Source organism: Acidovorax sp. LjRoot118 (assembly GCF_964253575.1).
GTDB lineage: Bacteria > Pseudomonadota > Gammaproteobacteria > Burkholderiales > Burkholderiaceae_C > Acidovorax.
The window spans coordinates 4,796,924-4,822,644 of the sequence record NZ_CAXURB020000001.1 but is presented as its reverse complement, the minus strand read 5'-3'; the positions used below and the strand labels follow the sequence as shown (position 1 = coordinate 4,822,644).

The window sequence follows — 25,721 nt, the reverse complement described above, 5'->3', positions numbered from 1 at the left end:
CCTTGCAAAGGCTGCTGTCCCGGCAGCCTTTTGCTTTTTCTGTCATCGGGACCATGTAGAGGACTACCATGTACAAAAACCTCGCCACCGCATTGCGTGCGGTCTGTGTGAGTGCGCTTTTCAGCGCCGTTTCCATCTCCCCCGCCTTTTCTCAATCCCCTGGCCAGCCAGCGGCCGCAGCGCCCAAAACCGAGCCGATCAAGGCCGGCTTCGTCTATGTCTCGCCCATCACCGCAGCAGGCTGGACGAAGCAGCACGACGATGGCCGCAAGGCGGTGGAGGCCGCGCTGGGCAACCAGGTCAAGACCACTTTCGTCGAGAACGTGGCCGAGGGGGCCGACGCTGAGCGCGTGATCCGCGACCTGGCGGCCACGGGCCACCAGATCATCTTCACGCCCAGCTTCGGCTACATGGAGCCCACGCTCAAGGTCGCGCAGGACTATCCGAACGTGAAGTTCGAGTCCATCACCGGCTACAAGACCGCTGCCAACGTGGCGGTGGCCAATGCGCGCTACTACGAGGGCCGCTACCTGGCCGGCATCGCGGCGGGCCGCATGAGCAAGACCGGCGTGGCCGGCTATGTGGCGGGCTTTCCCATTCCCGAGGTGCTACAGGGCATCAATGCCTTCACGCTCGGCATGCGCTCGGTGAACCCCAAGGCCACGGTCAAGGTGGTCTGGCTCAACGTCTGGTTCGACCCGCCCAAGGAGCGCGACGCAGCCATGGTGCTGTTCAACCAGGATGTGGACGTGATCGCCTTCCACACCGGCTCCACCGCCGTGATGGCCGCCGCGCAGGAGCGCGGCAAGATGGCCGTGGCCTACCATTCCGACATGCGCGGCGCGGGGCCCGACGCGCAGATCATCGCCGTCACCCACCAGTGGGGCCGGTACTACACCGAGCGCGTGCGCGCCGTGCAGGCCGGCACCTGGAAGAGCGGCACCGTGTGGGGTGGCGTGCGCGAGGGCATGATCCGCGTGGGCGACTTCGGCCCCAAGGTGCCTGCCGCCGTGCAGCAGGAGGTGCTGGCCGCGCAGAAGGCCGTGGGCGCCGGTACCTTGCACCCTTTCCGTGCCGGCAAGGCGCCGGTGCGCGACAACGAGGGCAACGAGGTGATCGCCGCCGGCCAGGTGCTCGGCGATGCGCAGATCCTCAAGATGAACTGGCTGGTCGAAGGCGTGCAGGGCAAGCTGGCCCACTGAACCCGCCTTGCCCGAGGGCGCATATCCAATATAGGCGGCAGCATATGCAACGGCCCCCCTCTGCCGCTAAGCTTGCGCCCATGCGTGTCTACCGTTCTGCCCTTTTGCGTTTTGCCGACGATGGCTCGGCCCTGTACGACGAGGACGGCCTGCTGGCCATTGCCCCCGATGGGGAGGGCCGCCAGCGTGTCGTGGCTGCCGGCCCCTGGCAGGCCCTGGCGTCCGCCTACGGGCAGGGCGCGGTCGAGCACCTGCCGGGCCGCATTATCGCGCCGGGCTTCGTGGACATGCACATCCACTTCCCCCAGACCGACGTGATCGGCGCGCCGGCCGATGGGCTGCTGCCCTGGCTGGAGAACTACACCTTTCCGCACGAGTCGCGCTTCATCGACCCGGCCTATGGCGCGCAGGTCGCAGGCTTCTTCGTCGAAGAGCTGCTGCGCAACGGCGTGACCACCGCCCTGACCTTCGCCACTTCGCACCCCGCCAGCGTGGACGCACTGTTCACCGAGGCGCAGCGCCAGCAACTGCGCCTGATCACCGGCAAGGTGCTGCAGGACCGCCACTCGCCCGACGGCGTGCGCGACCTGACGGAGCAAAGCCTGATCGACACCGAGGCGCTGATCCGGCGCTGGCATGGTGTGGACCGGCTGGGCTATGCCATCACGCCGCGCTTTGCGCCCACCAGTACGAACGAGCAGCTCCAGGGCGCGGGCGAGCTGGCGGCGCGCCACCCCGACGTGTGGATCCAGTCGCACGTGGCCGAGAACCTCGATGAGGTGCGCTGGGCGCGCGAGCTGTTCCCGGCCTCGCGCAGCTACCTTGCGGTGTACGGCGACTACGGGCTGATGCGCGAGCGCGCCGTGTATGCCCACTGCATCCATTTCGACGACGACGACCGGGCGCTGATGCGCGACACCGGCACGGTGGCCGCCGTCAGCCCCACCAGCAACCTTTTCCTGGGCAGCGGCTTCTTCGACTATGCAGGCGCCGACCGCGTCGGCTTTGGCTACGGCCTGGCCAGCGATGTGGGCGGGGGCACCAGCTTCAGCCCGTTTCGCACCATGCTGGCCGCCTACTACGTGGGCCGTGAAGGGCAGACCAAGCCCGGCCTGAGCCTGTCGCCCCAGCAGCTGTGGTGGCAGCACACCGCAGGCGCTGCGGCAGCGCTGGGCCTGGCTGGCGTGGTGGGCAACCTGCAGCCGGGCTGCGAGGGCGACTTCGTGGTCATCAACCCCGCCGCCACCCCGCTGCTGGCGCGCAAGACCTCCCATGCGAACAATCTGGACGAGCTGCTGTTCGCGATGATCGTGCTGGGCGATGACCGGCTGGTCGAGCGCACGGTGATCAGCCAGTCGTTGCCGGATGTGCAGGCTGCAGGCACCTGATCGGCGGCCCAGCGTCTGGGACCATGTTGCATAACCTGTCCTGCACCGTTTCCTTTCTTGTACTGGCGGCGGGCCTGCTGGCCAGCGGAGCTGCCTGGGCCCAGTTGGCGAGCGACAGCACCGCTGCACAGCGGGCGCAGGAAGCCTGCCGCTCCGAGGTGTCGAAGTTCGAGGAGGCCATCGGTTTCATTCGCCGCTCACAGGGCAACCAGGCGGCAGCGGACCTCAAGGAGAAGCTGCTGCCCGCCAAGCTGGAGAGTGAAATCCTCTTCAAGGAAGGCTACTGCGGCCTGGCGCGCCACATCCGCGAGAAAAAGCTGGGGTGAAGTGCCCGGCGCGCCGGGCAGTGGGGGTGTGCTTCCTGGCAGGAAGCATGCAAAAAAGCCGTGTCCACAGGGTGACGTGCAGGGCCCGCAAGGGCGTCCTGCCTAGAATACGGCGCAGGAGTTAACCCAATGAGCATCAAAAGCGACAAATGGATCCGCCGCATGGCGGCCGAGCACGGCATGATCGAACCCTTCGCGCCCGGCCAGGTGCGCGAGGCCGAAGGCCGCAAGATCATCAGCTATGGCACCAGCAGCTATGGCTACGACATCCGCTGCGCGCCCGAATTCAAGGTGTTCACCAATATCCACAGCACGGTGGTGGACCCGAAGAACTTCGACGAGAAGAGCTTTGTCGATTTCCACGGCGACAGCTGCATCATCCCGCCCAACAGCTTTGCGCTGGCGCGCACCATGGAGTACTTTCGCATCCCGCGCAACGTGCTCACCATCTGCCTGGGCAAGAGCACCTATGCGCGCTGCGGCATCATTGTCAATGTCACGCCGTTCGAGCCCGAGTGGGAAGGCTATGTGACGCTGGAGTTCTCCAACACCACGCCGCTGCCCGCACGCATCTACGCGGGCGAAGGCTGTGCGCAGGTGCTGTTCTTCGAGAGCGATCCAGACGACGTCTGCGAAGTCTCGTACAAGGACCGGGGCGGCAAGTACCAGGGCCAAGTGGGCGTGACCTTGCCCAAGGCCTGATCGCCTGCAAGGTCGGGCGTACCGCCCGGTGGTCCCGTCCTACAGGGGTAGGGCACTTCGGCTGAAGTGCAAGCGTTGGTAAGTTCCATAGCATGGATGCATGCCTGCGGATGTTCGCAGGGTCCGTGTGAAGGAGTCCAACATGATTGACTTTGTTGAACCGTCCGCACCCCGCGCCACGGCGGGTGTTGACCTGCCCAGCCTGCCCGATCTTCCGAAAGCCCGCCATGCCGACCTGGGTGAGGCCGATATCCATTACTGGCCTTGTGAGGTGCTGGATGCGTTCATCCTGCACATGGCCAAGCGTGGCCACTGCGTGAACACGGCCATGATGCTGGGCCACCCGCCCTATGCGCAGGAGCAGTTGAACATCGCACGCCAGCACCATGACGGCGAACTCGATGGGCTTGCCGACCGGCTGGGGGGCTATTTCAGCGCCTGCCCGGCCTCGGGCTCCACGCACACCCTGTTGCGTCCCTGGCCCTTGGCTTCGTAAAGCGCCGCGTCGCTGCGGCGCAGCATCTCGTGGGCATTGTCGGGCCCCTCGCGCAGGCTGGATATGCCAGCGCTCACCGTGATCCGCCCCACCAGAGGATCTTCCTGCGCCGCCATGCCGTCCACGATCGACTGGGCGATCGCGCGTGCGCCTTCCACGGCGGTGTCGGGCAGTACCACGGCAAACTCCTCGCCACCGAGCCGCGCAATCACGTCCGACGCGCGCAGGCGCTGCTGCAGCGTCTGTGCCAGCCGGCGCAGCACCTCGTCGCCTGCGTCGTGCCCGAAGCTGTCGTTCACGCGCTTGAAATGGTCCACATCGACGCTGACCAGGCTCAGGGGCCGGCCGCTGCGGCGCGCCAGCGCCAGCGCAAACTCCATCTTGCTGTCGAAGCCCCGGCGGTTGAGCAGGCCGGTGAGTGCGTCGGTGCGTGCCTGCAGGTCCAGCGCGCGGTTGGCGGCTTCCAGCTCCAGGGTGCGCAGGCGCACCTGGTCCTCCATGGCTTCGTGAGCCGCCATGAGGCGCTGCGTCATGCTGCTGAGCGCGGCGGACAGCTGGTGCACGTCACGGTTGTGGGTGACCAGGGGAATGGTGGCGCCGGGCTTGCCCGATTCCACGAGGCTGGCGGCATCGGCCAGCGCGTAGAGGTCTTCGCTCAGGCGGCGGGCCGCGATCCAGGCAATGGCTGCGGCCAGCACCGCCGCCAGCAGGCCGATTGCCAGGGCCATGTGCACCGTGCGGTCCGCGTCGGCAAAGGCGATTTCCACCGGTTCCCGGGCCACGATGTGCCAGCCCAGGTCGCTTGCCGCGTTGCGCGCTTCCATGCGCACACTGGCGGTAAGGTAGTTCTTGCCATCGGCCCAGGGCACCACGGTCGCAGACAGGGCGCCTGATTCCCGCGTGGCCACGGTCAGCGGCACGGGCAGATGCTGGCCGCCGGCTTCGAGCTGGCTGCGGTATTCCTGGGGCGAGAAAATGAGTTTGCCGGCGCGGTCAAAGACGAACAGGTCCACCGAGGCACCCTGGATACCGACGGGGGCCAGGCTTTCAAGTACCTCGCGGGTCCACTCCCAACTGCCGTGCATTCCCAGCACACCCAAGGTGGCCCGCCCCGCGTGGATGGGGGCAGCGAAGTCCACGAAGCGGTAGGGCTCGCCCGAGGCGTTGGGCGGCAGCAACTGCTCCAGCAGCTTGGCCGGGTGCACGTCGCCCACGTGCAGCTCCTGCAGGCCGGCGATGAACCAGGGGCGCTCGCGCACGCTCTGGCCTTCCAGAAGTCCCTTCGTGGCGGCCCTTACCACGCCCTGGGCGTCTGCCACGCCGATCCACAGGCTGTAAGGGTCGATGGCCTGGGTGCGCGCCAGCAGTTGGTGCACTTCGGGCGAATCGAGCCCCTTTTGCCATATGCCGGGTGCATCGGCCAGTACCTGCACGGCCCGGCTGCGCTCCAGTAACCCGTTGGCAAGCTGGCGGCTGGCGTTATCGGCCACGGTGCGCAAGGCATGGCCGGCATCGCTTTGCGCGCGCCGCTTGAGCAGTTCGCCGAAACCCAGGGACAGCAGCACGGCCAGCCCGATCACCAGCAGCGCAAACACCAATGAGATCTGCGTGCGCAGGCTCTGGCCGCGAAAGCGGGTGGGGGGGCTCATGGGCTGCCGCTCCCCGGCTGGGAATGTGCTCCTGATCCCGTGTTTGCGCCGATGCCCGAATGCGCGGTGCGGGTGGCGCGCAGCACCAGGCGGGCAGCCGCCAGGTCCCAGCCGGCCCAGCCGCAGCTCTTGAACAGCACGGGCCCGGTGCGGGGGCGCGCGCCTTGCCGCACCATGTCCTGCAGCGTAGGCAGGCGCGCCACGTCCAGCCCGGCCTGCAGCAGGTCGCCGGCCTCGTGCCCGGCATCGGCCGTGTCCACCACCACCGTGCCATGCTGCGCCATCCATCGGCACAGCCCGGGCGACAGCTCTGCCATGGTGGGGGTGTAGGCGCCGACCGCCGCGATGAAGGCATCGGGCCGGGGCTGGGCGCTCAGGACCACGGCCGTGCCAGGGGTGCATGCGGCCACCAGAGGGCAGTGGGCCATGGCCGCGTCGGCGTCCTGCACGACCCGGGCCTGGGCGCCCAGGGCGCGGGCCGCCTGCGCCAGGGCCTCGGCACTGGCCGCGCTGCGCGATGCCACCCAGACCTCGCGCACACCCAGCACTTCCACAAAGGCCTGCACATGGGCCAGGCCTTGCACGCCGGCACCCACCACCAGCAGCGGGCCCTGCGGCACCGGCGCCAGGCGCTGCGCCGCCAGCAGCGAGACGGCGGCCGTGCGGCGCGCCGTGACGGTGGGGCCGTCCAGCACCACGCGGCGCTGGCCGGTGGCTACGTCGAACACCACCACATCGCCCTGGATGGTGGGCTGGCCGCGCGCCGCATTGCCGGGGGTGAGGGTGATCAGCTTGGCCATGGCGACCGTGCGGTCGCTGGCCGGCATCACGAACAGGCTGGCGCCGCCTGCCAGCGCCAGCACGCTGCGGGGCGGCACCTGGATGCCGTCGTCCACCAGCAGGGCGGCTATTTCATCGGCCAGCGCTGTCCAGTCCAGCAGGTCGGCGGTGGCCTGGGGCCCCAGGGTGGAAGAGGGTTCAGAAAGCGGGGCGGGGCACATACCGGGACTGTACACAGCATGCGCGGCCGGTGGCACAGGGCGTACCCGGCGGTCAGTGGGTGGCGCCCGCGCCCAGGACGATGTCCTGCCGGGCGAGGACGGCCGCCCACAGCGCGGCATGCAGGCCGCGCACCATGTCACGCAGCGCCAGATGGGGCGTGCCCTGTCCCGGTAGCCAGGGCACATGCACGAAGCCACCGCGCATGCCGGCCACGCCTTCGCGCGCCAGGTGGTGCATCAGCCCGTAGAGCACATGGTTGCAGACGAAGGTGCCGGCCGTCTGCGATACCTCGCAGGGCACGCCGGTCTGCTGCACCGCGCGCAGCATGGCCTTGACGGGCAGGCTGGCAAAGTAGGCGGCCGGGCCACCGGGGGCCACGGCCGCGTCGATGGGCTGCGCGCCCTGGTTGTCGGGGATGCGCGCATCGTCCACATTGATGCCGATGCGCTCGATCGACAGGGCCGCCCGTCCGCCCGCCTGCCCCAGGCATACGGTGAGCGCCGGCTGCAGCTGCCGGTGCAGTGCCGTCAGCCGCTGCAGCGCCAGCCCGAACACGGTGGGCAGTTGCGCGGCCACCACGGTGTGCCCGCCGATGCGCTGGCCCTGCAGTGCCTGTGCCAGCAGCCAGCTGGGGTTGATGGCATCCCCACCGAAGGGATCGAATCCCGTCAGCAGGATGACGGGGTTGCTTGCGCCGTGGGGGTTGTGGGGGTGGTGCAGCATGGGGTGGGGCGCTCACGTACGAGAAACAGACTGCATGGTAGCGCGCTGCTCTCCTACTTGTGCTGGCTCCCGAGGAGGGCGCGCCGCGCGTAACATGCTGTCCATGCCTCCGTCCGGTGGGGGCGCTGGAGAACAACGATGAAATGGGAAGGCAATCGCGAGTCCGACAACGTAGAGGACCGCCGGGACGAGGGCGGTGGCGGTGGGGGCGGCTCGCCCATCTTTGGCGGGCGCAGCATCGGCATCGGCACCATCGTCATCGCCCTGGTGGGCGGCTGGGTGCTGGGCATCAACCCGCTGACCATCCTGGGCCTGCTCAGCGGCGGTGGTCCGCCCGCGCAGGTGCAGCAGCAACAGCAGGGCCCGGCGCACCGCCCCCCGGCCGACGACACCATGGCGCGCTTCGTCTCCACCGTGCTGGCCGATACCGAGGACGTTTGGCAGGGCGTGTTCCGCCAGGGCGGCGGCACCTACCAGGAGCCGCGGCTGGTGCTGTTCCGCGGCTCCACGCCCACAGCCTGCGGCGCGGGCCAGGCGGCGATGGGGCCGTTCTACTGTCCGGCCGACCAGAAGGTGTACATCGATCTGGGTTTTTACGAGACCCTCAAGAACCGCCTGGGCGCGCCCGGCGATTTCGCGCAGGCCTACGTGATCGCGCACGAGGTCGGCCACCACGTGCAGAACCTGCTGGGCATCAGCGGCAAGATGGACCAGATGCGCGGCCGCGTGAGCAAGACCGAGTACAACGCCATGTCCGTGCGGCTGGAGCTGCAGGCCGACTGCTTTGCCGGCGTGTGGGCGCACCACGCGCAGGCTGCCCGCAAGATCCTGGAGCAGGGCGATGTGGAAGAGGCCATGAACGCGGCCGCCAAGATCGGCGACGACGCCCTGCAAGGTGCCGGCGGTGGCCGGGTGGTGCCTGAGAGCTTCACCCACGGCAGCAGCGCGCAGCGCCAGCGCTGGTTCAACGCCGGACTGCAGAACGGCAGCGTCAAGGGTTGCGACACCTTTGCCGCCCGCAATCTGTGATGGACATCGCTGCACAGGTCTGCGGTGAGGTTCGCGGGGGCTGAACGCGGTCCCTCCCTCCTTTTTGCGCACGCCATGCCACCCGAGTCGCTGTCCCATCCGCCTGTAGCCGGGCAGGGGCCCTCACCGGGCGCTGCCAGCCACCCGCCCTCGGGCGCGGTGGCGGCATGGTCTGCTGCGGCTGTCACGGTGCCCCATGCGGTGGGCCTGGGCTTGTTGGCCTTCGCGCCGCTGGCAGGCGGCTACTCGCTGGCGGCCCTGGCCCTGTGGTCGGCCGCCTTGCCCGGATTGCTGCTCACCGTGCTGGCGCCACGCCCGGGGGTCGTCTATGCGCCGACCACCGTGGTGGCCCTGCTGTTCGCCGCCGTGGTGGCCACCGCCTACGGCGCAGCCGGCACCCTGGGCCTGACGGCGCGCCAGGTGCTTGCCGTCAGCGGTGCCACCGTGGCGCTGGCGTTTGGCTTTCAGTGGCTGTTGGGGGTGCTGCGCCTGGCCTCGGTGGCGCGCTTCCTGCCGATTTCGGTGACCCATGGCTTTGCGGCGGGCGTGGGCCTGTCCATGGTGGTGGGGCAACTGCGCAATGGCCTGGGTGCGGGCGCCGGGTGGGGTTGGGACCTGCGTACCTTTTGGCACGCCGTGGCCGCCCTCGCGGTAGTGGGCCTGGCGGTGCTGCTGCGCCGGCGCTGGCCGCGCATGCCGGGCCTGCTCACGGCCGTGGTGCTGGTGGCACTGGCCGTGGCCGTGGCGGGCCTGTGGGGTGTAGGCATGGGCAACGTGTTCGCACCGGCCGTCAGCCAGAGTGCCTTTGCCGGGCCGCTGTGGCCCGACTGGACGGGCATTCCCTGGCTGGAACTGGCGCACCGGCACGGCTCTGCGCTGGTGGTGCTGGCCCTGCTGATGGCGCTGGTCAACAGCCTGGAGATCCTGGTCTTCAACCAGGAACTGGAGCTCGACCACGGCCTGCGCGGCAACCCCAACCAGGCGCTGCGGCGCGAGAGCCTGCTGGGCGTGCTGTGTGGCCTGGTGGGCATGATCCCCGCGTCCACCAGTGCCTCGCGCTCGCGCATCGTGCTGGCGCAGGCCGGTGCCTCGGCCAGCGCCCCGCGCTGGCATGCCGGCATCATGCTGGTGGTGGCCTTCACGGGTGCCTGGTGGCTGCACTGGGTGCCCATGGCCTGTCTGGCCGGCGGGCTGGTGCTGGCCGGGCTGATGCAGGTGCCCCTCCTGCTGTGGTCGCCAGGCTATGCCCGGCGTTCGCGCGTAACCTGGGCCCAAAGCTGGCTGGTGGCGCTGGTGTTCGCCGTCATGGGCGGTGTGGGGGCTCTGGTGGCGGGGCTGGTGGTGGCCACCTTCGTGCTGCTGCGCGACTCGGCGTCCAAGGTGCTGCGCCACGTGCGGCTCGATGGGCAGTTGCGCTCGCGCCGCCTGCGCCGCGCGGGCTCCGACACCTGGCTGGCGCCGCGCATGAACCAGGTGGCGGTGTTCGAGCTGCAGGGCGTCATGTCCTTCGGCGTCGCCGCGCACCTGGCCGAGCAGGTGCGCCTGATGCTGCAGCCGCGCCACCGCTGGGTGGTGCTGGATGCCAGCCGCGTGCCGGCCTGGGACAGCACGGCCCTGGCCCAGCTGCGTGCGCTGGTGCGCGACCTCTCGCAGCAAGGCGTGGCCTGCGCCGTGGCGGCGCTCGACCGCGTGGCGGCCGAGCACGCGGGCACCGGCGTTCGCACCTTCGCCGATGGCGACCGGGCCCTGGAATGGGCGGAAGCCGCCATCCTGGCCGAGCGGCCCGAGCACGAGCGGCCTGTTTATCCCGAGCAGGATGTGCTCGGCGAGATCGGTGAAGGCATGGACGCCGAGGCCCGGCTGGCGCTGGAGGCCCTGCTGGAGCCACTGCCCATGGCGGCCCATGGGGTGGTGTTCAACGCCGGGGACACCGACCGCGACCTGCTGGTGGTGCAGTCGGGCCACATCACGCTCGTGACCCAGTGGCCGCCCGAGCGCGGCCTGCGCCTGGCCACCGTGGGGCCGGGCATGGCCTTCGGGGAGATGGCTTTTCTCAACGGCGCGGCCCGCACGGCCAGCGCCGGGGCCGAATTGGGGCCTGCGCAACTGGCGCGGCTGTCGCGCGCGCACTTCGACGCCTGGGCGCACCGCTACCCCGAAGCGGCGCTCACGGTGATGAACAACATCGCCCAAATCGGTGCCCGCCGTCTGGCGGTGACCACGCGCCAGCTGCGCGCGGTGCTGGAGTGAATTCCTGAATATTGCCATCTGTGAATTGATGGTTATTGGTTTGGTGCTATCGAATTAAAAGCACCAAAGCCAGTCCTCTGGCGGCATGGCTCGGTGAATACACCCTTGCTTACCACCCCCATGGTGTGTTTGGGCCACCGGTGCGACAATAGAGGGCTAAATGACAAGTTCTTTTTCCAATCTATCGCTGGCCGAGCCGCTCTCGCGCGCCGTGGCCGAAATGGGCTACGAGTCCATGACGCCCATCCAGGAGCAGGCCATTCCGGTCGTGCTCACCGGCCAGGACGTGATGGGCGCAGCCCAGACCGGCACCGGCAAGACGGCGGCGTTCTCGCTGCCACTGCTGCAGCGCCTGCTCAAGCACGAGAGCAGCTCCACATCCCCGGCCCGCCACCCCGTGCGTGCGCTGGTGCTGCTGCCCACGCGCGAACTGGCCGACCAGGTCGCCCAGCAGATCGCGCTGTACGCCAAGTACACCAAGCTGCGCAGCACCGTGGTCTTCGGCGGCATGGACATGAAGCCCCAGACCCTGGAGCTCAAGAAGGGTGTCGAGGTGCTGGTGGCCACCCCCGGCCGCCTTCTGGACCACATCGAAGCCAAGAACGCGGTGCTCAACCAGGTCGAGTACGTGGTGCTCGACGAGGCCGACCGCATGCTGGACATCGGTTTCCTGCCCGACCTGCAGCGCATCCTGTCCTACCTGCCCAAGCAGCGCACCACGCTGCTGTTCTCGGCCACGTTCTCGCCCGAGATCAAGCGCCTGGCCAGCAGCTACCTGCAAAACCCCATCACCATCGAAGTGGCCCGCCCGAACGAGACGGCCTCCACAGTGGAGCAGCGCTTCTACAGCGCCAACGACGATGACAAGCGCCGTGCCATCCACCAGGTGCTCAAGACCCGGGGCATCAAGCAGGCCTTCATCTTCGTCAACAGCAAGCTCGGTTGCGCCCGCCTGGCGCGCAGCCTGGAGCGCGAAGGCCTCAAGACCACCGCTCTGCACGGCGACAAGAGCCAGGACGAGCGCCTGAAAGCCCTGGAGGCCTTCAAGAAGGGCGAAGTCGATCTGCTGGTGTGTACCGACGTGGCCGCCCGCGGCCTGGACATCAAGGACGTGCCGGCGGTGTTCAACTTCGACGTGCCCTTCAACGCCGAAGACTACGTGCACCGCATCGGCCGCACGGGCCGTGCCGGCGCCTCGGGCCTGGCGGTCACGCTGGTGTCCGGCAGCGATGCCCGCCTGGTGGCCGACATCGAAAAGCTCATCAAGAAAAAGATCGAGCTTGAAGCCGTCGAGTACGAAGAAGACCAGCCGCGCGGCCGCATCAACGACGGCCGCCGTGCCTGGCGCGAAGCGGGCGAGACCGGTGACGGGCGCGATGCCATTGCCTCCGCCGCTCCGCGCCGCGAACGGGAGCGCGAGCACCGTCCGGGCCGTGAAACCCGCGAGCCGCGCGAACAGCACCGGGGCTTCCGTCCTGCGGTGGCATCGCGCGACCCGTTCTTCGAAAAGCCCTACGAATCCAGCGCGGCGGCCGATGCCGCGCCCGCCTGGGAGTCCGCCAAGTCGGCGCCCCGTAGCAGTGTGTCGGCCAACATCAAGCCCAAGCGCAAGGTGGCGGCGCTGTTCAAGGCGGTAGCTCCTGCCACTGAAGATCAGGCACAGGCCGTCACCACCGACTGAAGCAAAGGCCGGTCACGCCATCAGCCCGGCTGCTGCGACTGCTCGCAGTGCACCTGCAGCAGTTCGCGGTCGGCCAGCGTGGCGCCAAAGCGCATGGCGCTCAGGCAGCCGCCCCATACGCAGCCCGTGTCCATCGCCAGGGTGTCCGGGCGGTCCAGCAAACCCAGCGTGGACCAGTGCCCGAAGGCCAGCAGCGTACTTGCCGCCCGCCTGCCTGGCACGTCGAACCAGGGCATCAGGCCTTCGGGGGGCTTTTGCGCACCCTCGGTGCTTTCGAAATCCATCACCCCATCGGCCGAGCAAAAGCGCAGCCGCGTCATGGCGTTGACGATGGTGCGAAGGCGGTCCATGCCCGTGAGCGCGGGGTCCCAGCGGTCCGAGCCATTGCCGTACATCTGATGCAGAAAGTCCGACAGCCCCGGGCCGCGCAGCACCTGCTGCACTTCGCTCGCCAGGGCCAGGGCCTCGTCCACCGTCCAGGCGGGCAGCAGGCCGGCGTGCACCATCGCCAACCGCTCGCCGGCATGCAGGTGCGTGCGCATCAGCGGCTGCCGGCGCAGCCAGTCCAGCATGGCGTCACGGTCATCGGCTTTGAGCACCTGCTCCAGCGTGTCCTTGCGCGAGGGCTTGCGTGCCCCATGGGCGGCGGCCAGCAGGTGCAGATCGTGGTTGCCCAGCAGCGGGCGCAGCGCATCGCCCTGCTGCATGCAGCGGCGCAGCACGGCAGCCGACTCCGGGCCCCGGTTCACCAGGTCGCCCAGCAGGTAGACCGTGTCGCGGCTCGCGGAAAAGCCGATCTCGTCCAGAAGGCGCCCGAGCGCGCTGTCGCAACCCTGGATATCGCCAATACAGTAAAGTGCCATCGTGTTCCTATGCCTTGAATCATGGATTTTCTGCTGATTGCGCTGCTCACGCTGCTCAATGGCGTATTTGCCATGTCCGAGCTGGCGCTGGCATCGAGCCGCAAGTCGCGCCTGGTCGCCATGGCCGAGGGCGGCGACAAGGGGGCGCAGGCCTCGCTCACGCTGCTGGAGAACCCCACCCAGTTCCTGTCCTCCGTGCAGGTGGGCATCACCTCCATCGGCATGCTCAACGGCATCATCGGCGAAGCCGCGTTCAGCGATGACCTGGCGCGCTGGCTGCTGGCGCTGGGCATGCCCGAGCGCGCCTCCGGCATCACGGCCACGGCGCTGGTGGTCACGGTGATCACCTTCATCACCATCGTCTTCGGTGAGCTGGTGCCCAAGCGCATCGGCCAGCTCTACCCCGAAACCGTGGCCCGCCTGGTGGCTCGGCCCATGACCTGGGTGGCCCTGGTGGCCAAGCCCTTCGTGCGGCTGCTGTCGCTGTCCACCCAGGGCGTGCTCGGCCTGCTGCGCATCGACAATAACGCCGGCCGCGCCGTGACGGAGGAAGAGATCGTGGCCAGCCTGGAAGAAGGGCGCGATGCCGGGGTGATCGAGCACCACGAGCACCAGATGGTGCGCAATGTGTTCCGCCTCGACGACCGGCCGCTGACCTCGCTGATGGTGCCCCGCACGGACATGCAGTGGCTCGATGCCCGGCTGACCGTGGCCGAAGGCCTGCGCATGGCCGGCACCGGTGGTGACCATGGTGCCCATTCCTGGTACCCCGTCTGCAGGGGCTCGCTCGATGAGGTGGTGGGCCTGATCAGCGTGGCGCGCCTGCTGGAGCTGGGCGTGGAGGCCCCAGGCGCCATCGAGCAGTACGCCCTGCCGGCCGCCTTTCTGCCCGAAACCCTGAGCGGCATGGAACTGCTGGAGCAGTTCCGCGCACGCTCGGGCCGCATGGTCTTCGTGGTGGACGAATATGGCGTGGTGCAGGGCATCATGACACCACGCGATCTGCTGGAGGCGATTACCGGAGAACTGCAGCCCGGGGCTGCGACGGATGCCTGGGCCACCCAGCAAGAGGACGGCATGTGGCTGCTCGACGGCCTGATGCCCGTCAGCGAACTCAAGGCGCGGCTCGATATTCGCGATTTACCGGGAGAGGAGCGCGGCCGTTACAACACACTGGCGGGATTGCTGATGGCTGAAACAGGCCATTTGCCGGCAGTGGGCGAACGCATTGCCTGTGCCGGGTGGATATTCGAGGTGCTTGGCCTGGAGGGCAAGAGAATCGACCGTGTATTGGCGCAAATGGACCTGGCCGATCGGTCCGGCTGATTACCTGGGGCTGTGAAATGATTTTCACTGGTGAGGGGTTTCAACGGTTTGTCACGAATTTTTTCGCAAACCCTGAAAATTTTGCCCATTATTCCTATAATGGGGCCTTCCTTGTCCACCTAGCAGCCACACATACCATGACAACCAGCTACAAAGAACTCCTCAAGCAACGCGACGCCCTGGAACAGCAAATCGGTGAAGCCCGCAAGCGCGAGTTGTCGGACGCCGTATCGCAGGTGCGTGCGCTGGTGGCGGAGTTCGGCCTGACCGCACAGGACGTGTTCCCCAGTGGCCGTGCACGCAGCGCAAGCGCTGGCACCAAGGTGGCTCCCAAGTACCGCGATCCATCCACAGGCCAGACCTGGACGGGCCGTGGCAAAGCCCCCAAGTGGATTCAAAACGAGAACCGCGAAAAATTCGCCATTTGAGCGATTGAATCCATTGGACAGCGGCCCATGGCCGCGTTGCATAAAAAAGCCCGCATCTGCGGGCTTTTTGCGTGGTACGCACCATAAACGTGCGATCCGGCTGGCTGTGTGGGGGCGCGCCCGCGGCTGGCGCCTGATCAGATGGGGGCGGCAGCGATCTCGCGCAATACCTGGGCCGTGAATTCGTCGGCCGGAAAGAATGATTCCACGGCCAGTTCCTGCAGGGTCACATCCACCGGGGTTCCAAATATGGTGGTGGTGCTGATAAACGAAAGTGTTCCCCGGGCGCTTTGAAAGCAGAAGGGCATTACCACACCCAGCAATTCCCCGTCGAGCACCAGGGAGCTCGATTCCTCGGGCGCGGGGTATTCCAGCAACTCGGCCTGCAGTGCGATGAGCACGGGGTCCGCCGTGGCCTGTATTTGCTGGCGCAGGCGCTCGAACAGGTGGGCCCGCCACTGGGCCAGGTTGGCGATGTGCGGTGCCAGGCCCTTGGGGTGCAGGCTGAGGCGGAACACATTCGCCGGCCCCTTCAGCAGTTCAGGGCTCACGTGGTTGGCCAGCAGCGCCTGGGCAGCGCGGTTGGTGGCCACGATGTTCCAGCAGCGATCCAGTGCAATCGCGGGGCAGGGTTCGTGGCCCTTGAGCACCAGTTCCACCGCTTTGCGCGCGGCAGCCAGGGCCGGGTCGTCCAGCGCGCGCTCGCGGTACATGGGCGCATAGCCGGCCGCCACCAGCAGGGCATTGCGCTCGCGCAGCGGGATGGCCAGGCGCTCGCACAACCGCAGCACCATCTCGCGGCTGGGGTTGGTGCGGCCTGTCTCCATGAAGCTCACGTGGCGGGTGGAGATGTCCGCCTCGTCGGCCAGCTCCAGCTGACTCAGGTGGCGCTGCTGGCGCCAGGTGCGCAGATGGTCGCCGAACGAGGCAGGCCCCGGAAGGCTGCGGTGGCCCCCGGCCGCAGGCCGGTGGGGCAGGGTGGGGCGTGGGGGGCGGTGGGTGCTGGTCATGCCCTCCATCCTAGGGCCAGTTGGCATGCCGGCCATTACCTGGCATGTCATCGACGCGGTGCAGCCCGGCCGCGACCATGGAGGCTCCTTCAACCCGAAAAGATCCCAAGGAGTCCACCATGTCCGTTCTGTCCTCTCCCTCGTTCCTGCGTGCCGTGGTCTGGTTCGATGCCGCCACGGGCGTGCTGCTGGCCGCCCTGCACCTGGCGCTGACCGAGACGCTCGCCGAGTGGCTCGGGCTGCCGGTGGGGCTGGTCTCGGCCAGTGGCCTGGCGCTCCTTGCCTATGCGGTTCTGGCCATGGCGATTGCAAGCCAGCGCAACACCCCCCGCAGCCTGCTGTGGCTGTTGATCGTGGGCAATGCCGCCTGGGCCCTCGCCAGCCTGGCACTGCTGCTGTCATCGGCCATCGCGCCCAGCGTGTGGGGCCAGGCCTATCTGGTCGTGCATGTGGTTTCGGTGGGCCTGCTGGCCGAGCTGCAATGGTTTGGCATGCGCCGCTTGCCGTTGCCTGCAATGGCTTGAATGCTCTGTATTGAATAGCGCTTGGCGCTCTTGCGCGTGTACCGGAGGGGCCCTGTGAGGCCCCTTTCCCATGGCGATGGGCGGCAGTTGCCGCCTCCCTGCATACCCCCAACGTTGGCTCCGCCGCGTGGGACTGACAGAATAGGCCTTGTCGCTTACACAGGAGTCAGCCATGGCCACATCGACCAAGTCGTCGCCCCAGCCCGCCCGCCACGCGTTTGCCAACACGCTCAAGAGTTTCAAGACCGCGTCCGGCAAGACCGGACAGCTCTATTCCCTGCCAGCCCTGGCCAAGCAGTTTCCGCAGATCAACCGCCTGCCGGTGTCCATCCGCATCGTGCTCGAATCGGTACTGCGCAACTGCGACGGCCGCAAGGTCACGGCCGAGCATGTGCACCAGCTCGCGCACTGGGCGCCCAAGGCCGAGCGCAAGGACGAGATCCCCTTCGTCGTATCGCGCGTGGTGCTGCAGGACTTCACCGGCGTGCCGCTGCTGGCCGACCTGGCCGCCATGCGCAGCGTGGCTGCCAGGCTGGGCAAGAACCCCAAGAAGATCGAACCCCTGGTGCCAGTCGATCTGGTGGTGGACCACTCCATCATGGTCGACTACTACGGCAAGAAGAATTCGCTCGACCTGAACATGAAGCTCGAGTTCCAGCGCAACCGTGAGCGCTACGAGTTCATGAAGTGGGGCATGCAGGCCTTCAGCACCTTCGGCGTGGTGCCGCCGGGCTTCGGCATCGTGCACCAGGTGAACCTGGAGTACCTGGCGCGCGGCGTGCACAAGACCAAGGCAGGTGTGCACTACCCCGACACCCTGGTGGGCACCGACAGCCACACCACCATGATCAACGGCATCGGCGTGGTCGGCTGGGGCGTGGGCGGCATCGAGGCCGAGGCCGCCATGCTGGGCCAGCCCGTGTACTTCCTCACGCCCGACGTGGTGGGCTTCGAGATGACCGGCCAGCTGCGCGAGGGCGTGACCGCCACCGACCTGGTGCTCACCGTGACCGAGCTGCTGCGCCAGCACAAGGTGGTGGGCAAGTTCGTCGAGTTCTTCGGCGAGGGCACGCGCACCCTGGCGCTGCCCGACCGGGCCACCATCGGCAACATGGCACCCGAGTACGGTGCCACCATGGGCTTCTTCCCGGTGGATGAGAAGACCATCGACTACTTCCAGGGCACGGGCCGCACCAAGGCCGAGATCGAGGCCTTCGAGGCCTACTTCAAGGCCCAGGGCCTGTTCGGCGTGCCGCTGGCCGGCGAGATCGACTACTCGCAGGTCGTCAAGCTCGACCTGGGCAGCGTGACCCCCAGCCTGGCCGGCCCCAAGCGGCCGCAGGACCGGATCGAGCTGGGCAAGGTCAGCAGCCAGTTCGCCGACCTGTTCAGCAAGTCCAATGCCGAGAACGGCTTCAACCGCCCGGCCGAACTGCTGCTCACCCGCCACCACATCCACCGTGGGCAGGATATGGTTCAAGAGCTGGCGCCCAAGGACAAACCTGCTCCCGCAGGCGCGCCGCGCTCCCTGGCCGAGATGGAGGGCAACAAGCCCGCGCTGGCCACGGCCCATGCCGACGCAGCGGCCACCATGCCCACCAAGGGCGCCGACCCCACGGTGGGCAATGGGGACGTGCTGATCGCCGCCATCACCAGCTGCACCAACACCTCCAACCCCAGCGTGCTGCTGGCCGCCGGCCTGCTGGCCAAGAAGGCGGTGGAGGCGGGGCTCAAGGTCCAGCCGCACATCAAGACCTCGCTGGCCCCCGGCTCGCGCATCGTCACCGACTACCTCACCGAGACCGGCCTGCTGCCCTACCTGGAGAAGCTGGGCTTTGCGCTGGCGGGCTACGGCTGCACCACCTGCATCGGCAATGCGGGCGACCTCACGCCCGAGCTCAACGACGCCATCACCAGCAACGACCTCATCTGTGCGGCCGTGCTCTCGGGCAACCGCAATTTCGAGGCGCGCATCCACCCCAACCTCAAGGCCAACTTCCTGGCCAGCCCGCCGCTGGTGGTGGCCTATGCCATCGCCGGCACGGTGCTCAAGGACCTGATGACCGAGCCCGTGGGCAAGGGCAAGGGTGGCCGCGACATCTACCTGGGCGACGTCTGGCCGACGAGCGAGGAAGTGCACAAGCTCATGAAGTTCGCGATGAACGGCAAGGCCTTCCGCGAGAACTACGCCAAGGTTGCCACAGACCCCGGCAAGCTCTGGGAAAAGATCAAGGGCGTGAGCGGAAACTCGTACACCTGGCCGGCCAGCACCTACATCGCCGAGCCGCCGTTCTTCGCCCAATTCACGCTCGAGCAGGGTGCCGCGACGGCCTCCGCTGTGCACGGCGCGCGCATCATGGCGTTGTTCGGTGACTCCATCACCACCGACCACATCTCTCCTGCGGGCTCCATCAAGGCCACCTCGCCCGCCGGCCAGTGGCTGCAGCTCAACGGTGTGCAGAAGGCCGACTTCAACAGCTACGGCGCACGCCGCGGCAACCACGACGTGATGATGCGCGGCACCTTCGCCAACGTGCGCATCAAGAACCTCATGCTCCCGCCCACGGCCGATGGCTCGCGCGAGGAAGGCGGGGTGACCGTGTTCCAGAGCGAAGGGCCGCTGCAGGGCGAGAAGATGTTCATCTTCGACGCAGCCATGCAGTACATGGCGCAAAAGACACCCACGGTGATCTTCGCGGGCGAGGAATACGGCACCGGATCGAGCCGCGACTGGGCCGCCAAGGGCACGCAGCTCTTGGGCATCAAGGCCGTGGTGGCGCGCAGCTTCGAGCGCATCCACCGCTCCAACCTGGTGGGCATGGGCGTGCTGCCCCTGCAGTTCAAGGGCACGGATTCGTGGGAGTCGCTGGGCCTGACCGGCAACGAAACCATCAACGTGCTGCCCGACCCCGCGCTCACGCCCCAGAGCGACGCCACCCTGGTGATTCGCCGGGCTGACGGCAGCAGCCAGGAGGTGGTGGTCACGCTGCGCATCGACACCCCCATCGAGGTGGACTACTACCAGGCGGGCGGCATTCTGCCGTTCGTGCTGCGCCAACTGCTCGAAGGCTGAGGGCTGATGGCATCTGGGCGGTGGTGTTCGCATCGCCCGGGCATGGAGCAGGTGGGTGTGACCGGTGCCAGGTCACGGTTGTGGCGCGCATACCGCGCGTTGCGGCAGAAATCGTCGCTGGCGCTTACAGGCCGATACACTGGTGAGGTGCAGCGGACGCCCTACCCCCCACAGTTCCTATGAACTCCCCAGTCCACCGTTCCCCGCGGACGCTCGTCTCGGAGGCTCCCGCCGTCACGGTGGTGCTGGCCGTGGCGGTGCTGGCGCTGGTGATGGTGTCACTGAGCGGCATCCTGGGAGACGGTGTGGGTCTGCAGCATGGGCTGGAGCCCTTCATGGAGCTGGTGGCCATCCTGCTGGCGTTGTTGGTGGTGTCGGTGTCCCTGCATACGCTCGACGCGCATGGCCAAGGCCATGCGAATGTGCTGGTCGCCGGTTTCGGGGTGGCGGCGGTCTGCAATTTCCTGCATGGCGTGCTGGCCCATGCCACGCCGCAACCAGCTTCGACCCTGGCGGCGGACATGGCGCTGTGGCTTGGCTCCTGGGTGCGCGTGGCCGAGTGCGCCGCGCTGGTGCTCACGGCACTGCGCGTCTCCCTGCCCGGGCCTGCCAAGGTGTGGGCCGTGGCTGCGGGTGCGTTTTCCCTGGTGCTGGTGTGGGCGGCTGCGGGGCCGCTGCCGCAGTGGTTTTCTGCGGCCTCGGGCGGCATGTTGCCGGCGTTGATGGCCGGATTGCTGTGCGCAGGCCTGGTAGGGGCTGCCGTGCGGCTGCACGGCGATGCGAAGGGCGACAACCGCACGCGGGGACGCCTGCTGGCATGGGCTGCTGCCACTTTCGCGGTCGCGGAACTCATGGTGGGGCTCTCCGGCGTGGCGCAGGTCGGCTGGGCCAGCCTGCTGGCCATTGGCGTGCGTGTGGTGGGCTATGCCCTGCTGTACCAAGCCGTGTTCGTGGCGGGCATGCGCCAGCCCTTTGATCGGCTGTACGAGGCCGAAGCCCAGTTGCGTGAAAGCGAAACGCGCCTGCAGCTGCTGGGCCGCAACCTGCCGCTGAGTGTGCTCTACCAGGTGGTGCGCGAGGCCGATGGCCGCATGCACTTCGTGCACATCGGCGATGCCATCGAGCGCCTGAACGGCCTGCGCCCTGAGGATGTGCTGCGTGATCCCGGCGTGCTGTACCAGCAGATCCTCCCAGAAGACCTCCCCGCGCTCGAGGAGGCCAGGGACCAGTCGCTGCGCAGCATGGGGCCCATGGAGGCCACCTTTCGCATGCGTGTGTCTTCGGGGGCGGTGCGCTGGATACACCTGAGCTCCTCGCCCCGACCCCTGGATGGCGGGCGCGTGATCTGGGATGGCGTGCAAAGCGACATCACCGCCGAGCGCGAGGCCGAGCAGGCGGCCCACGCGCACGAGGTGCAGATGGCCAACATGCTGCGCCAGGTGCCCGGCGGCGTGGCACGGCTGGACCGCGAGTACCGCGTGCTCTATGTGAACGAGCAACAGGCCCGGTGGCTGCACCGCACACCCGAGCAGTTGCAGGGGCAACTGCTCCCGGACGTGATCCCCGCAGCGGTCATGGCGCGCATGCAGCCCCAGTTGCACAAGGCATTTGCCGGAGAGACGGCCGTCTTTGAAAACCGCATCGACGCACTGGACGGCCCGCAGTACCGCCACACCACCCTGGTGCCCGAATCCATCACGGAGCAGGGGGTGGTGGCCGTGGTGGTCTTCGCCTACGACCTGACCGAGCTCAAGCGCATCGAGACCGAGCTGGCCCAGCAGAAGGCCCACCTGGCCCGGGTGGTGAACGCCATGCCCGACATGGTCTTCCTCAAGGACGCGCAGGGTGTCTACCTGTCCTGCAACCCGGTGTTCGAGCGCTTTGCGGGCAAGCCCGAGCGCGAGATCATCGGCTGCACCGACTACGATCTGTCCCCTGCATCGGCGGCCGAGCAGTTCCGCGCGTATGACCGGCGTGCCATGCAGGCCTGGCAGCCCCTGGTCTACGAAGAGCAGCTGACCTTTGCGGAAGACGGTTACCAGGGGTATTTCGAGACCATCAAGACGCCCATCCGCGACCTGCATGGCCGCGTGACGGGCATCCTGGGCGTGTGCCGTGACATCACCGACCGCAAGCGCGCAGAGCAGGAGATCGAGCGCCTGGCGTTCTACGACGCCCTCACGGGCCTGCCCAACCGGCGCCTGCTGCTGGACCGCCTGCAACGCTCCCTGGCCGCCTGCCAGCGCAGCAAGAACCTCGGGGCCCTGCTGTTCATCGACCTCGATAACTTCAAGGACTTGAACGACACCCTGGGCCACGACATGGGCGACCAGCTCCTGTCCCAGGTCGCCACCCGCCTGGTGGGCAGCGTGCGCGAAGCCGACACCGTGGCGCGCTTCGGCGGTGACGAATTCGTCGTCATGCTGGACAACCTGAACCCCGAACTGGCCGAAGCCGCCGCCCAGGCCGAAACCGTCGCCGAAAAACTCCTGGCCAGCCTGAACCAGCCCTTTGCCCTCGGGGGCCAGCAGCACTACAGCACCCCCAGCATCGGCATCACCCTGTTCGGCGACGAACGCCTGTCGGTGGACGAACTCCTCAAAAGGGCGGACCTGGCCATGTACCAGGCCAAGGCCGCAGGGCGCAACACCCAGCGCTTCTTCGACCCCGACATGCAGGCCGCCGTCAACGCCCGCTCCAACCTGGAAGCCGACCTGCGCCAGGGCCTGGCCCGCAACGAACTGCTCGTGCACTACCAGCCCGTCGTCGACCACCAGGCCCGCCTGGTCGGAGCCGAAGCCCTGGTGCGCTGGCGCCACCCCCAGCGCGGCATGATCAGCCCCGGCGACTTCATCCCCCTGGCAGAGCAGACCGGACTCATCCTCCCCCTGGGCCAATACGTGCTGGAGACCGCCTGCAGGCAACTGCACCGCTGGAGCCAATCGCCCACCACAGCCCACCTGAGCATCTCCGTGAACGTCAGCGCCCGCCAGTTCCGGCAACCGGGCTTCGTCGCCGAAGTCCTCGGTACCCTGAAGGACTGCCAGGCCAACCCCCGGCTGCTCAAGCTCGAACTCACCGAAAGCCTGCTGCTGGGGGACATCGAAGACACCATCGTGCGCATGGAACAGCTCAAGGGTGAAGGGGTCGGGTTCGCGCTGGACGACTTCGGCACCGGCTACTCCTCATTGAGCTACCTCAAGCGGCTGCCGCTGGACCAGATCAAGATCGACCAGAGCTTCGTGCGCGACGTGCTGAGCGACCCCAACGACGCGGCCATCGTGCGCACCATATTGGCGCTGGCCAAGAGCCTGGACTTGCAGGTGGTGGCCGAGGGGGTGGAGACGACGGGGCAACTGGGGTTCCTCAGGCTGCATGGCTGCGAGGGGTTCCAGGGCTATCTGTTTGGCAGGCCTGTGCCGGTGGACATGTTCGAGCGCGAGCACCTGCCCGAGCCCCCGGTGCCAGCCCCTGCCGCCCAAGCCCCATGACTGCCGTACCGGGACCCAACCTCGCAGCATCCACCTCCGTCGCCAGCGTGCTGTGGGTGGACGGCGATGCGCTGCACGCACGGGCGGCCATCGCCGTGCTGGCCCAGCGCTGCCCGGGCTGGCACGTGGTGCACAGCCCCTCGGCCGACGCAGCCTCCCTGCTGCTGGCTGCGCAGACCTGGGATGCATTGGTGCTGTGCCTGGATCCGCAGATCCAGGAGCTGCCCAGCCTGCTGGAGCTGTGCGCGGGGCGCCCCGTGCTGCTGTGCCTCGATGGGGCGCAGGAAGCCCTGGCCGCGCGCGGTTTTCGCTGCGGCCTGGGGGACTATGCCCTGCGCGCTGCGGACGGTGGCCATCTCCCGGAGCTGGTGCACCGCCTGTGCGCGCTGGTGGGCCGGCAGGGCACGGCGGCCGTCCCCGGGGCGGTGCAGCCCATGCGCATGGTGGATGCGCGCATCTGGCACGAGGCACTCACGCTGCTGCAGGAGCAGCGCCTGGGCCTGCAGGTCACCCTGGCCAGCATGAGCCAGGGCATCTTCAGGACCGGGCCGGACGGGCGCATCAGCATCTACAACCAGCGCGTGCTGGAGCTGCTGGACCTGCCCGAATCGCTGATGGCCGCCCGGCCCACCCTGGCCGAGCTGACGCAGCTGCAGGCCCAGCGCGGCGACTTCGGCGCGGGCTATGGCCTGGTGGACCACCGGGGCCGCGACTACATCGCACGCTCCGTGGTGGACCCCTCGCCCGAGGTGTATTGGCGCACCACGCGCGATGGCCGTACCTTCGAGGTGCGCACCACCCGGCTGCCCGATGGCGGCCTGGTGCGCACCTTCACCGATGTGAGCGACTACGTGCGCGTGCAGAACGAGTTGCGCGAGAGCGAGGCGCGCTTTCGCGGTCTGAGCGACCTGTCGTCCGACTGGTACTGGGAGCACGATGCGGACGGCCGCTTCGTGCAGCTGGCCGGTGACCTCAGCGTCAACGGCATCCCCCTGTCGAGCGTGATGGGCCGCACCCGCTGGGAGATCGGCGCGCTGAACATGACCGATGTCGAGTGGGACGCCCACCGCGCGGTGCTCGCGGCGCAGCAGCCGTTTCGGGACCTGGAGCTGCAGCGCCAGCGCCCCGACGGCAGCATGCACTGGATCTCGGTCAGTGGCGTGCCGGTGATCGACGCAGAGGGTGTGCTGCGCGGCTACCGGGGCGTGGGGCGGGACATCACCGAGCGCAAGGAGGCAGAGCTGCAGATCGAGCGGCTGGCCTTCTTCGACGCGCTCACCGGTCTGCCCAACCGCCGCCTGCTGATGGACCGCCTGCAGCGCGCCACCGTGGCAGCCGGACGCAGCCATGCGCACGGTGCGCTGCTGTTCATCGACCTCGACAATTTCAAGGACCTCAACGATACGCTGGGCCATGACACCGGCGACCAGTTGCTGGTGCGCGTGGCCAGGCGCCTGCTGGAGAGCGTGCGCGAGAGCGACACCGTGGCCCGCTTCGGCGGCGATGAATTCGTGGTGCTGCTCGACGGCCTGCACACCGACGTGGCGCATGCCAGCAGCGAGGCCGCTGCCATTTCGCAGCAGATACTGACGGCCCTCGGCCGGCCCTACGACATGGAGGGCGTCAGCCACCACAGCACGCCCAGCATCGGCATCGCGCTGTTCGGGCAGCACCCGAGCACGCCGGATGAGCTGCTCAAGCACGCTGACCTGGCCATGTACCAGGCCAAGGCGGCGGGGCGCAACACCCAGCGCTTCTTCGACCCGGACATGCAGGCCGCCGTGAGCGCGCGCGCGGCGCTGGAGGCCGACCTGCGCCGCGGCCTGAACCAGCAGGAGCTGCTGCTGTATTGCCAGCCCGTGGTGGATGGAACCGGCAAGCTGCTCGGTGCCGAGGCCCTGGTGCGCTGGAACCACCCGCGCCGGGGGCTGGTGCTGCCGGGCGAGTTCATTGCGCTGGCCGAGCAGACGGGGCTCATCCTGCCGCTGGGCCAGTGGGTGCTGGAGTCTGCCTGCGCACAGCTGGTGCAGTGGTCGCACAGCGCGCTCACGCGGCCCTTCTTCCTGTCGGTCAACGTCAGCGTGCGGCAGTTCCGCCAGCCCGACTTCGTGGCCCAGGTGCTGGGCGTGCTGCAGGCCAGCGGCGCCAACCCCGAGCGCCTGCGCTTCGAGCTGACCGAAAGCCTGCTGCTCACCGACGTGGAGGACAGCATTGTCCGCATGGAGCAGTTGCGCCGCCATGGGGTGGGCTTTTCGATGGACGACTTCGGCACCGGCTACTCGTCCCTGTCCTACCTCAAGCGCCTGCCGCTGGACCAGCTCAAGATCGACCAGAGCTTCGTGCGCGACCTGCAGACCGATCCCAACGATGCCGCCATCGTGCGCACCATCCTGGCGCTGGCGCGCAGCCTGGACCTCTCCGTGGTGGCCGAGGGGGTGGAGACTCCGGGCCAGTTCGAGTTCCTGCAGCGCCATGGCTGCCAGGCCTTCCAGGGCTACCTGTTCGCGCGCCCCATGCCGGCCGAGATGCTGGAGCGCGCGCTGCTTCCTGCGCAATGA

19 protein-coding genes are annotated in these 25,721 nt (G+C 68.1%); 14 read left to right on the top strand and 5 right to left on the bottom strand.

Annotated elements, in window-relative coordinates; translation table 11 throughout:
• Positions 1 to 68: 68 nt before the first annotated feature.
• The 5 genes from ACSQ9E_RS22670 (at position 69) to ACSQ9E_RS22650 (ending at position 4,114) form a co-directional block, all read left to right on the top strand.
• Positions 69 to 1,202, top strand: a complete 1,134-nt coding sequence (locus ACSQ9E_RS22670; protein WP_057201408.1) for a BMP family ABC transporter substrate-binding protein — start codon at positions 69 to 71, stop codon at positions 1,200 to 1,202.
• 80 nt (positions 1,203 to 1,282) lie between these two features.
• Positions 1,283 to 2,590, top strand: coding sequence for a guanine deaminase (gene guaD, locus ACSQ9E_RS22665; protein WP_436219237.1), 1,308 nt, complete (start codon positions 1,283 to 1,285; stop codon positions 2,588 to 2,590).
• Positions 2,591 to 2,613: 23 nt separating this feature from the next.
• Entirely contained in the window at positions 2,614 to 2,916 is a 303-nt protein-coding gene (locus tag ACSQ9E_RS22660; RefSeq protein ID WP_436219236.1) for a hypothetical protein, read from the top strand.
• A gap of 129 nt (positions 2,917 to 3,045) precedes the next feature.
• The gene (gene dcd / locus ACSQ9E_RS22655; RefSeq protein ID WP_057201405.1) at positions 3,046 to 3,618 is read left to right on the top strand and encodes a dCTP deaminase; all 573 of its coding nucleotides are present in this window, start codon (positions 3,046 to 3,048) and stop codon (positions 3,616 to 3,618) included.
• Between the two features lie 142 nt (positions 3,619 to 3,760).
• A complete protein-coding gene (locus tag ACSQ9E_RS22650; protein ID WP_057201404.1) occupies positions 3,761 to 4,114 on the top strand; it encodes a hypothetical protein in 354 nt (117 codons plus the stop codon).
• Here ACSQ9E_RS22650 and ACSQ9E_RS22645 read toward each other — a convergent pair.
• The 3 genes from ACSQ9E_RS22645 to pcp are packed head-to-tail and all read right to left on the bottom strand — an operon-like array spanning position 4,045 to position 7,488.
• Positions 4,045 to 5,763: a diguanylate cyclase gene (locus ACSQ9E_RS22645; RefSeq protein WP_436219235.1), complete on the bottom strand. Its 1,719-nt coding sequence runs from the start codon at positions 5,761 to 5,763 to the stop codon at positions 4,045 to 4,047. The two genes, ACSQ9E_RS22650 and ACSQ9E_RS22645, sit on opposite strands and share 70 nt — an antisense overlap.
• Positions 5,760 to 6,764: a delta(1)-pyrroline-2-carboxylate reductase family protein gene (locus ACSQ9E_RS22640; RefSeq protein WP_436219234.1), complete on the bottom strand. Its 1,005-nt coding sequence runs from the start codon at positions 6,762 to 6,764 to the stop codon at positions 5,760 to 5,762. The genes ACSQ9E_RS22645 and ACSQ9E_RS22640 overlap by 4 nt, the downstream gene beginning before the upstream one ends.
• Positions 6,765 to 6,816: 52 nt before the next feature.
• Positions 6,817 to 7,488 carry a pyroglutamyl-peptidase I gene (pcp, locus tag ACSQ9E_RS22635; RefSeq protein ID WP_428002223.1) on the bottom strand — a complete coding sequence of 224 codons (672 nt, stop codon included), beginning with the start codon at positions 7,486 to 7,488 and terminating at the stop codon, positions 6,817 to 6,819.
• Positions 7,489 to 7,626: 138 nt separating this feature from the next.
• On the opposite strand from pcp, the gene ypfJ reads away from it, so the two are divergent.
• The 3 genes from ypfJ (at position 7,627) to ACSQ9E_RS22620 (ending at position 12,448) form a co-directional block, all read left to right on the top strand.
• Positions 7,627 to 8,517 (top strand): KPN_02809 family neutral zinc metallopeptidase, encoded by an 891-nt coding sequence (ypfJ, locus tag ACSQ9E_RS22630; protein ID WP_057264778.1) that lies wholly within the window; start codon positions 7,627 to 7,629, stop codon positions 8,515 to 8,517.
• Between the two features lie 75 nt (positions 8,518 to 8,592).
• A complete protein-coding gene (locus ACSQ9E_RS22625) occupies positions 8,593 to 10,767 on the top strand; it encodes a SulP family inorganic anion transporter (protein WP_436219233.1) in 2,175 nt (724 codons plus the stop codon).
• A 160-nt stretch (positions 10,768 to 10,927) separates the two neighbouring features.
• Positions 10,928 to 12,448, top strand: a complete 1,521-nt coding sequence (locus ACSQ9E_RS22620) for a DEAD/DEAH box helicase (protein WP_436219232.1) — start codon at positions 10,928 to 10,930, stop codon at positions 12,446 to 12,448.
• 20 nt (positions 12,449 to 12,468) lie between these two features.
• Here ACSQ9E_RS22620 and ACSQ9E_RS22615 read toward each other — a convergent pair whose 3' ends face one another.
• Entirely contained in the window at positions 12,469 to 13,311 is an 843-nt protein-coding gene (locus tag ACSQ9E_RS22615) for a symmetrical bis(5'-nucleosyl)-tetraphosphatase (protein WP_428002221.1), read from the bottom strand.
• Positions 13,312 to 13,332: 21 nt separating this feature from the next.
• On the opposite strand from ACSQ9E_RS22615, the gene ACSQ9E_RS22610 reads away from it, so the two are divergent.
• Positions 13,333 to 14,637: a hemolysin family protein gene (locus tag ACSQ9E_RS22610; protein ID WP_428002220.1), complete on the top strand. Its 1,305-nt coding sequence runs from the start codon at positions 13,333 to 13,335 to the stop codon at positions 14,635 to 14,637.
• A 137-nt stretch (positions 14,638 to 14,774) separates the two neighbouring features.
• Positions 14,775 to 15,065: an H-NS histone family protein gene (locus tag ACSQ9E_RS22605; RefSeq protein WP_057201395.1), complete on the top strand. Its 291-nt coding sequence runs from the start codon at positions 14,775 to 14,777 to the stop codon at positions 15,063 to 15,065.
• 137 nt (positions 15,066 to 15,202) lie between these two features.
• Here ACSQ9E_RS22605 and ACSQ9E_RS22600 read toward each other — a convergent pair whose 3' ends face one another.
• Positions 15,203 to 16,075 carry a helix-turn-helix domain-containing protein gene (locus ACSQ9E_RS22600; protein ID WP_057201516.1) on the bottom strand — a complete coding sequence of 291 codons (873 nt, stop codon included), beginning with the start codon at positions 16,073 to 16,075 and terminating at the stop codon, positions 15,203 to 15,205.
• 119 nt (positions 16,076 to 16,194) lie between these two features.
• Between ACSQ9E_RS22600 and ACSQ9E_RS22595 the strand changes: the two genes are divergently transcribed.
• The 4 genes from ACSQ9E_RS22595 to ACSQ9E_RS22580 all read left to right on the top strand — a co-directional run bounded on the left by ACSQ9E_RS22595 (position 16,195) and on the right by ACSQ9E_RS22580 (position 25,721).
• On the top strand, positions 16,195 to 16,599 hold the full coding sequence (locus tag ACSQ9E_RS22595) for a hypothetical protein (RefSeq protein ID WP_057201394.1): 405 nt from the start codon (positions 16,195 to 16,197) through the stop codon (positions 16,597 to 16,599).
• A gap of 172 nt (positions 16,600 to 16,771) precedes the next feature.
• A complete protein-coding gene (locus ACSQ9E_RS22590; RefSeq protein WP_436219231.1) occupies positions 16,772 to 19,672 on the top strand; it encodes an aconitate hydratase in 2,901 nt (966 codons plus the stop codon).
• Between the two features lie 179 nt (positions 19,673 to 19,851).
• Positions 19,852 to 23,163, top strand: coding sequence for an EAL domain-containing protein (locus ACSQ9E_RS22585; RefSeq protein ID WP_436219230.1), 3,312 nt, complete (start codon positions 19,852 to 19,854; stop codon positions 23,161 to 23,163).
• The gene (locus ACSQ9E_RS22580; protein WP_436219229.1) at positions 23,160 to 25,721 is read left to right on the top strand and encodes a putative bifunctional diguanylate cyclase/phosphodiesterase; all 2,562 of its coding nucleotides are present in this window, start codon (positions 23,160 to 23,162) and stop codon (positions 25,719 to 25,721) included. Before ACSQ9E_RS22585 ends, ACSQ9E_RS22580 begins: the two co-directional genes overlap by 4 nt.

Bases quoted from the DNA above. Each gene is read 5' to 3' on its own strand.
- ACSQ9E_RS22625 (WP_436219233.1), top strand. From the start codon at position 8,593: ATGCCACCCGAGTCGCTGTCCCATCCGCCTGTAGCCGGGCAGGGGCCC.
- ACSQ9E_RS22660 (WP_436219236.1), top strand. From the start codon at position 2,614: ATGTTGCATAACCTGTCCTGCACCGTTTCCTTTCTTGTACTGGCGGCG.
- pcp (WP_428002223.1), bottom strand. From the start codon at position 7,488: ATGCTGCACCACCCCCACAACCCCCACGGCGCAAGCAACCCCGTCATC.
- ACSQ9E_RS22650 (WP_057201404.1), top strand. From the start codon at position 3,761: ATGATTGACTTTGTTGAACCGTCCGCACCCCGCGCCACGGCGGGTGTT.
- ypfJ (WP_057264778.1), top strand. From the start codon at position 7,627: ATGAAATGGGAAGGCAATCGCGAGTCCGACAACGTAGAGGACCGCCGG.
- ACSQ9E_RS22585 (WP_436219230.1), top strand. From the start codon at position 19,852: ATGAACTCCCCAGTCCACCGTTCCCCGCGGACGCTCGTCTCGGAGGCT.
- ACSQ9E_RS22640 (WP_436219234.1), bottom strand. From the start codon at position 6,764: ATGTGCCCCGCCCCGCTTTCTGAACCCTCTTCCACCCTGGGGCCCCAG.
- ACSQ9E_RS22610 (WP_428002220.1), top strand. From the start codon at position 13,333: ATGGATTTTCTGCTGATTGCGCTGCTCACGCTGCTCAATGGCGTATTT.
- ACSQ9E_RS22595 (WP_057201394.1), top strand. From the start codon at position 16,195: ATGTCCGTTCTGTCCTCTCCCTCGTTCCTGCGTGCCGTGGTCTGGTTC.
- dcd (WP_057201405.1), top strand. From the start codon at position 3,046: ATGAGCATCAAAAGCGACAAATGGATCCGCCGCATGGCGGCCGAGCAC.
- ACSQ9E_RS22645 (WP_436219235.1), bottom strand. From the start codon at position 5,763: ATGAGCCCCCCCACCCGCTTTCGCGGCCAGAGCCTGCGCACGCAGATC.
- ACSQ9E_RS22615 (WP_428002221.1), bottom strand. From the start codon at position 13,311: ATGGCACTTTACTGTATTGGCGATATCCAGGGTTGCGACAGCGCGCTC.
- ACSQ9E_RS22605 (WP_057201395.1), top strand. From the start codon at position 14,775: ATGACAACCAGCTACAAAGAACTCCTCAAGCAACGCGACGCCCTGGAA.
- ACSQ9E_RS22620 (WP_436219232.1), top strand. From the start codon at position 10,928: ATGACAAGTTCTTTTTCCAATCTATCGCTGGCCGAGCCGCTCTCGCGC.
- ACSQ9E_RS22600 (WP_057201516.1), bottom strand. From the start codon at position 16,075: ATGACCAGCACCCACCGCCCCCCACGCCCCACCCTGCCCCACCGGCCT.
- ACSQ9E_RS22670 (WP_057201408.1), top strand. From the start codon at position 69: ATGTACAAAAACCTCGCCACCGCATTGCGTGCGGTCTGTGTGAGTGCG.
- guaD (WP_436219237.1), top strand. From the start codon at position 1,283: ATGCGTGTCTACCGTTCTGCCCTTTTGCGTTTTGCCGACGATGGCTCG.
- ACSQ9E_RS22580 (WP_436219229.1), top strand. From the start codon at position 23,160: ATGACTGCCGTACCGGGACCCAACCTCGCAGCATCCACCTCCGTCGCC.
- ACSQ9E_RS22590 (WP_436219231.1), top strand. From the start codon at position 16,772: ATGGCCACATCGACCAAGTCGTCGCCCCAGCCCGCCCGCCACGCGTTT.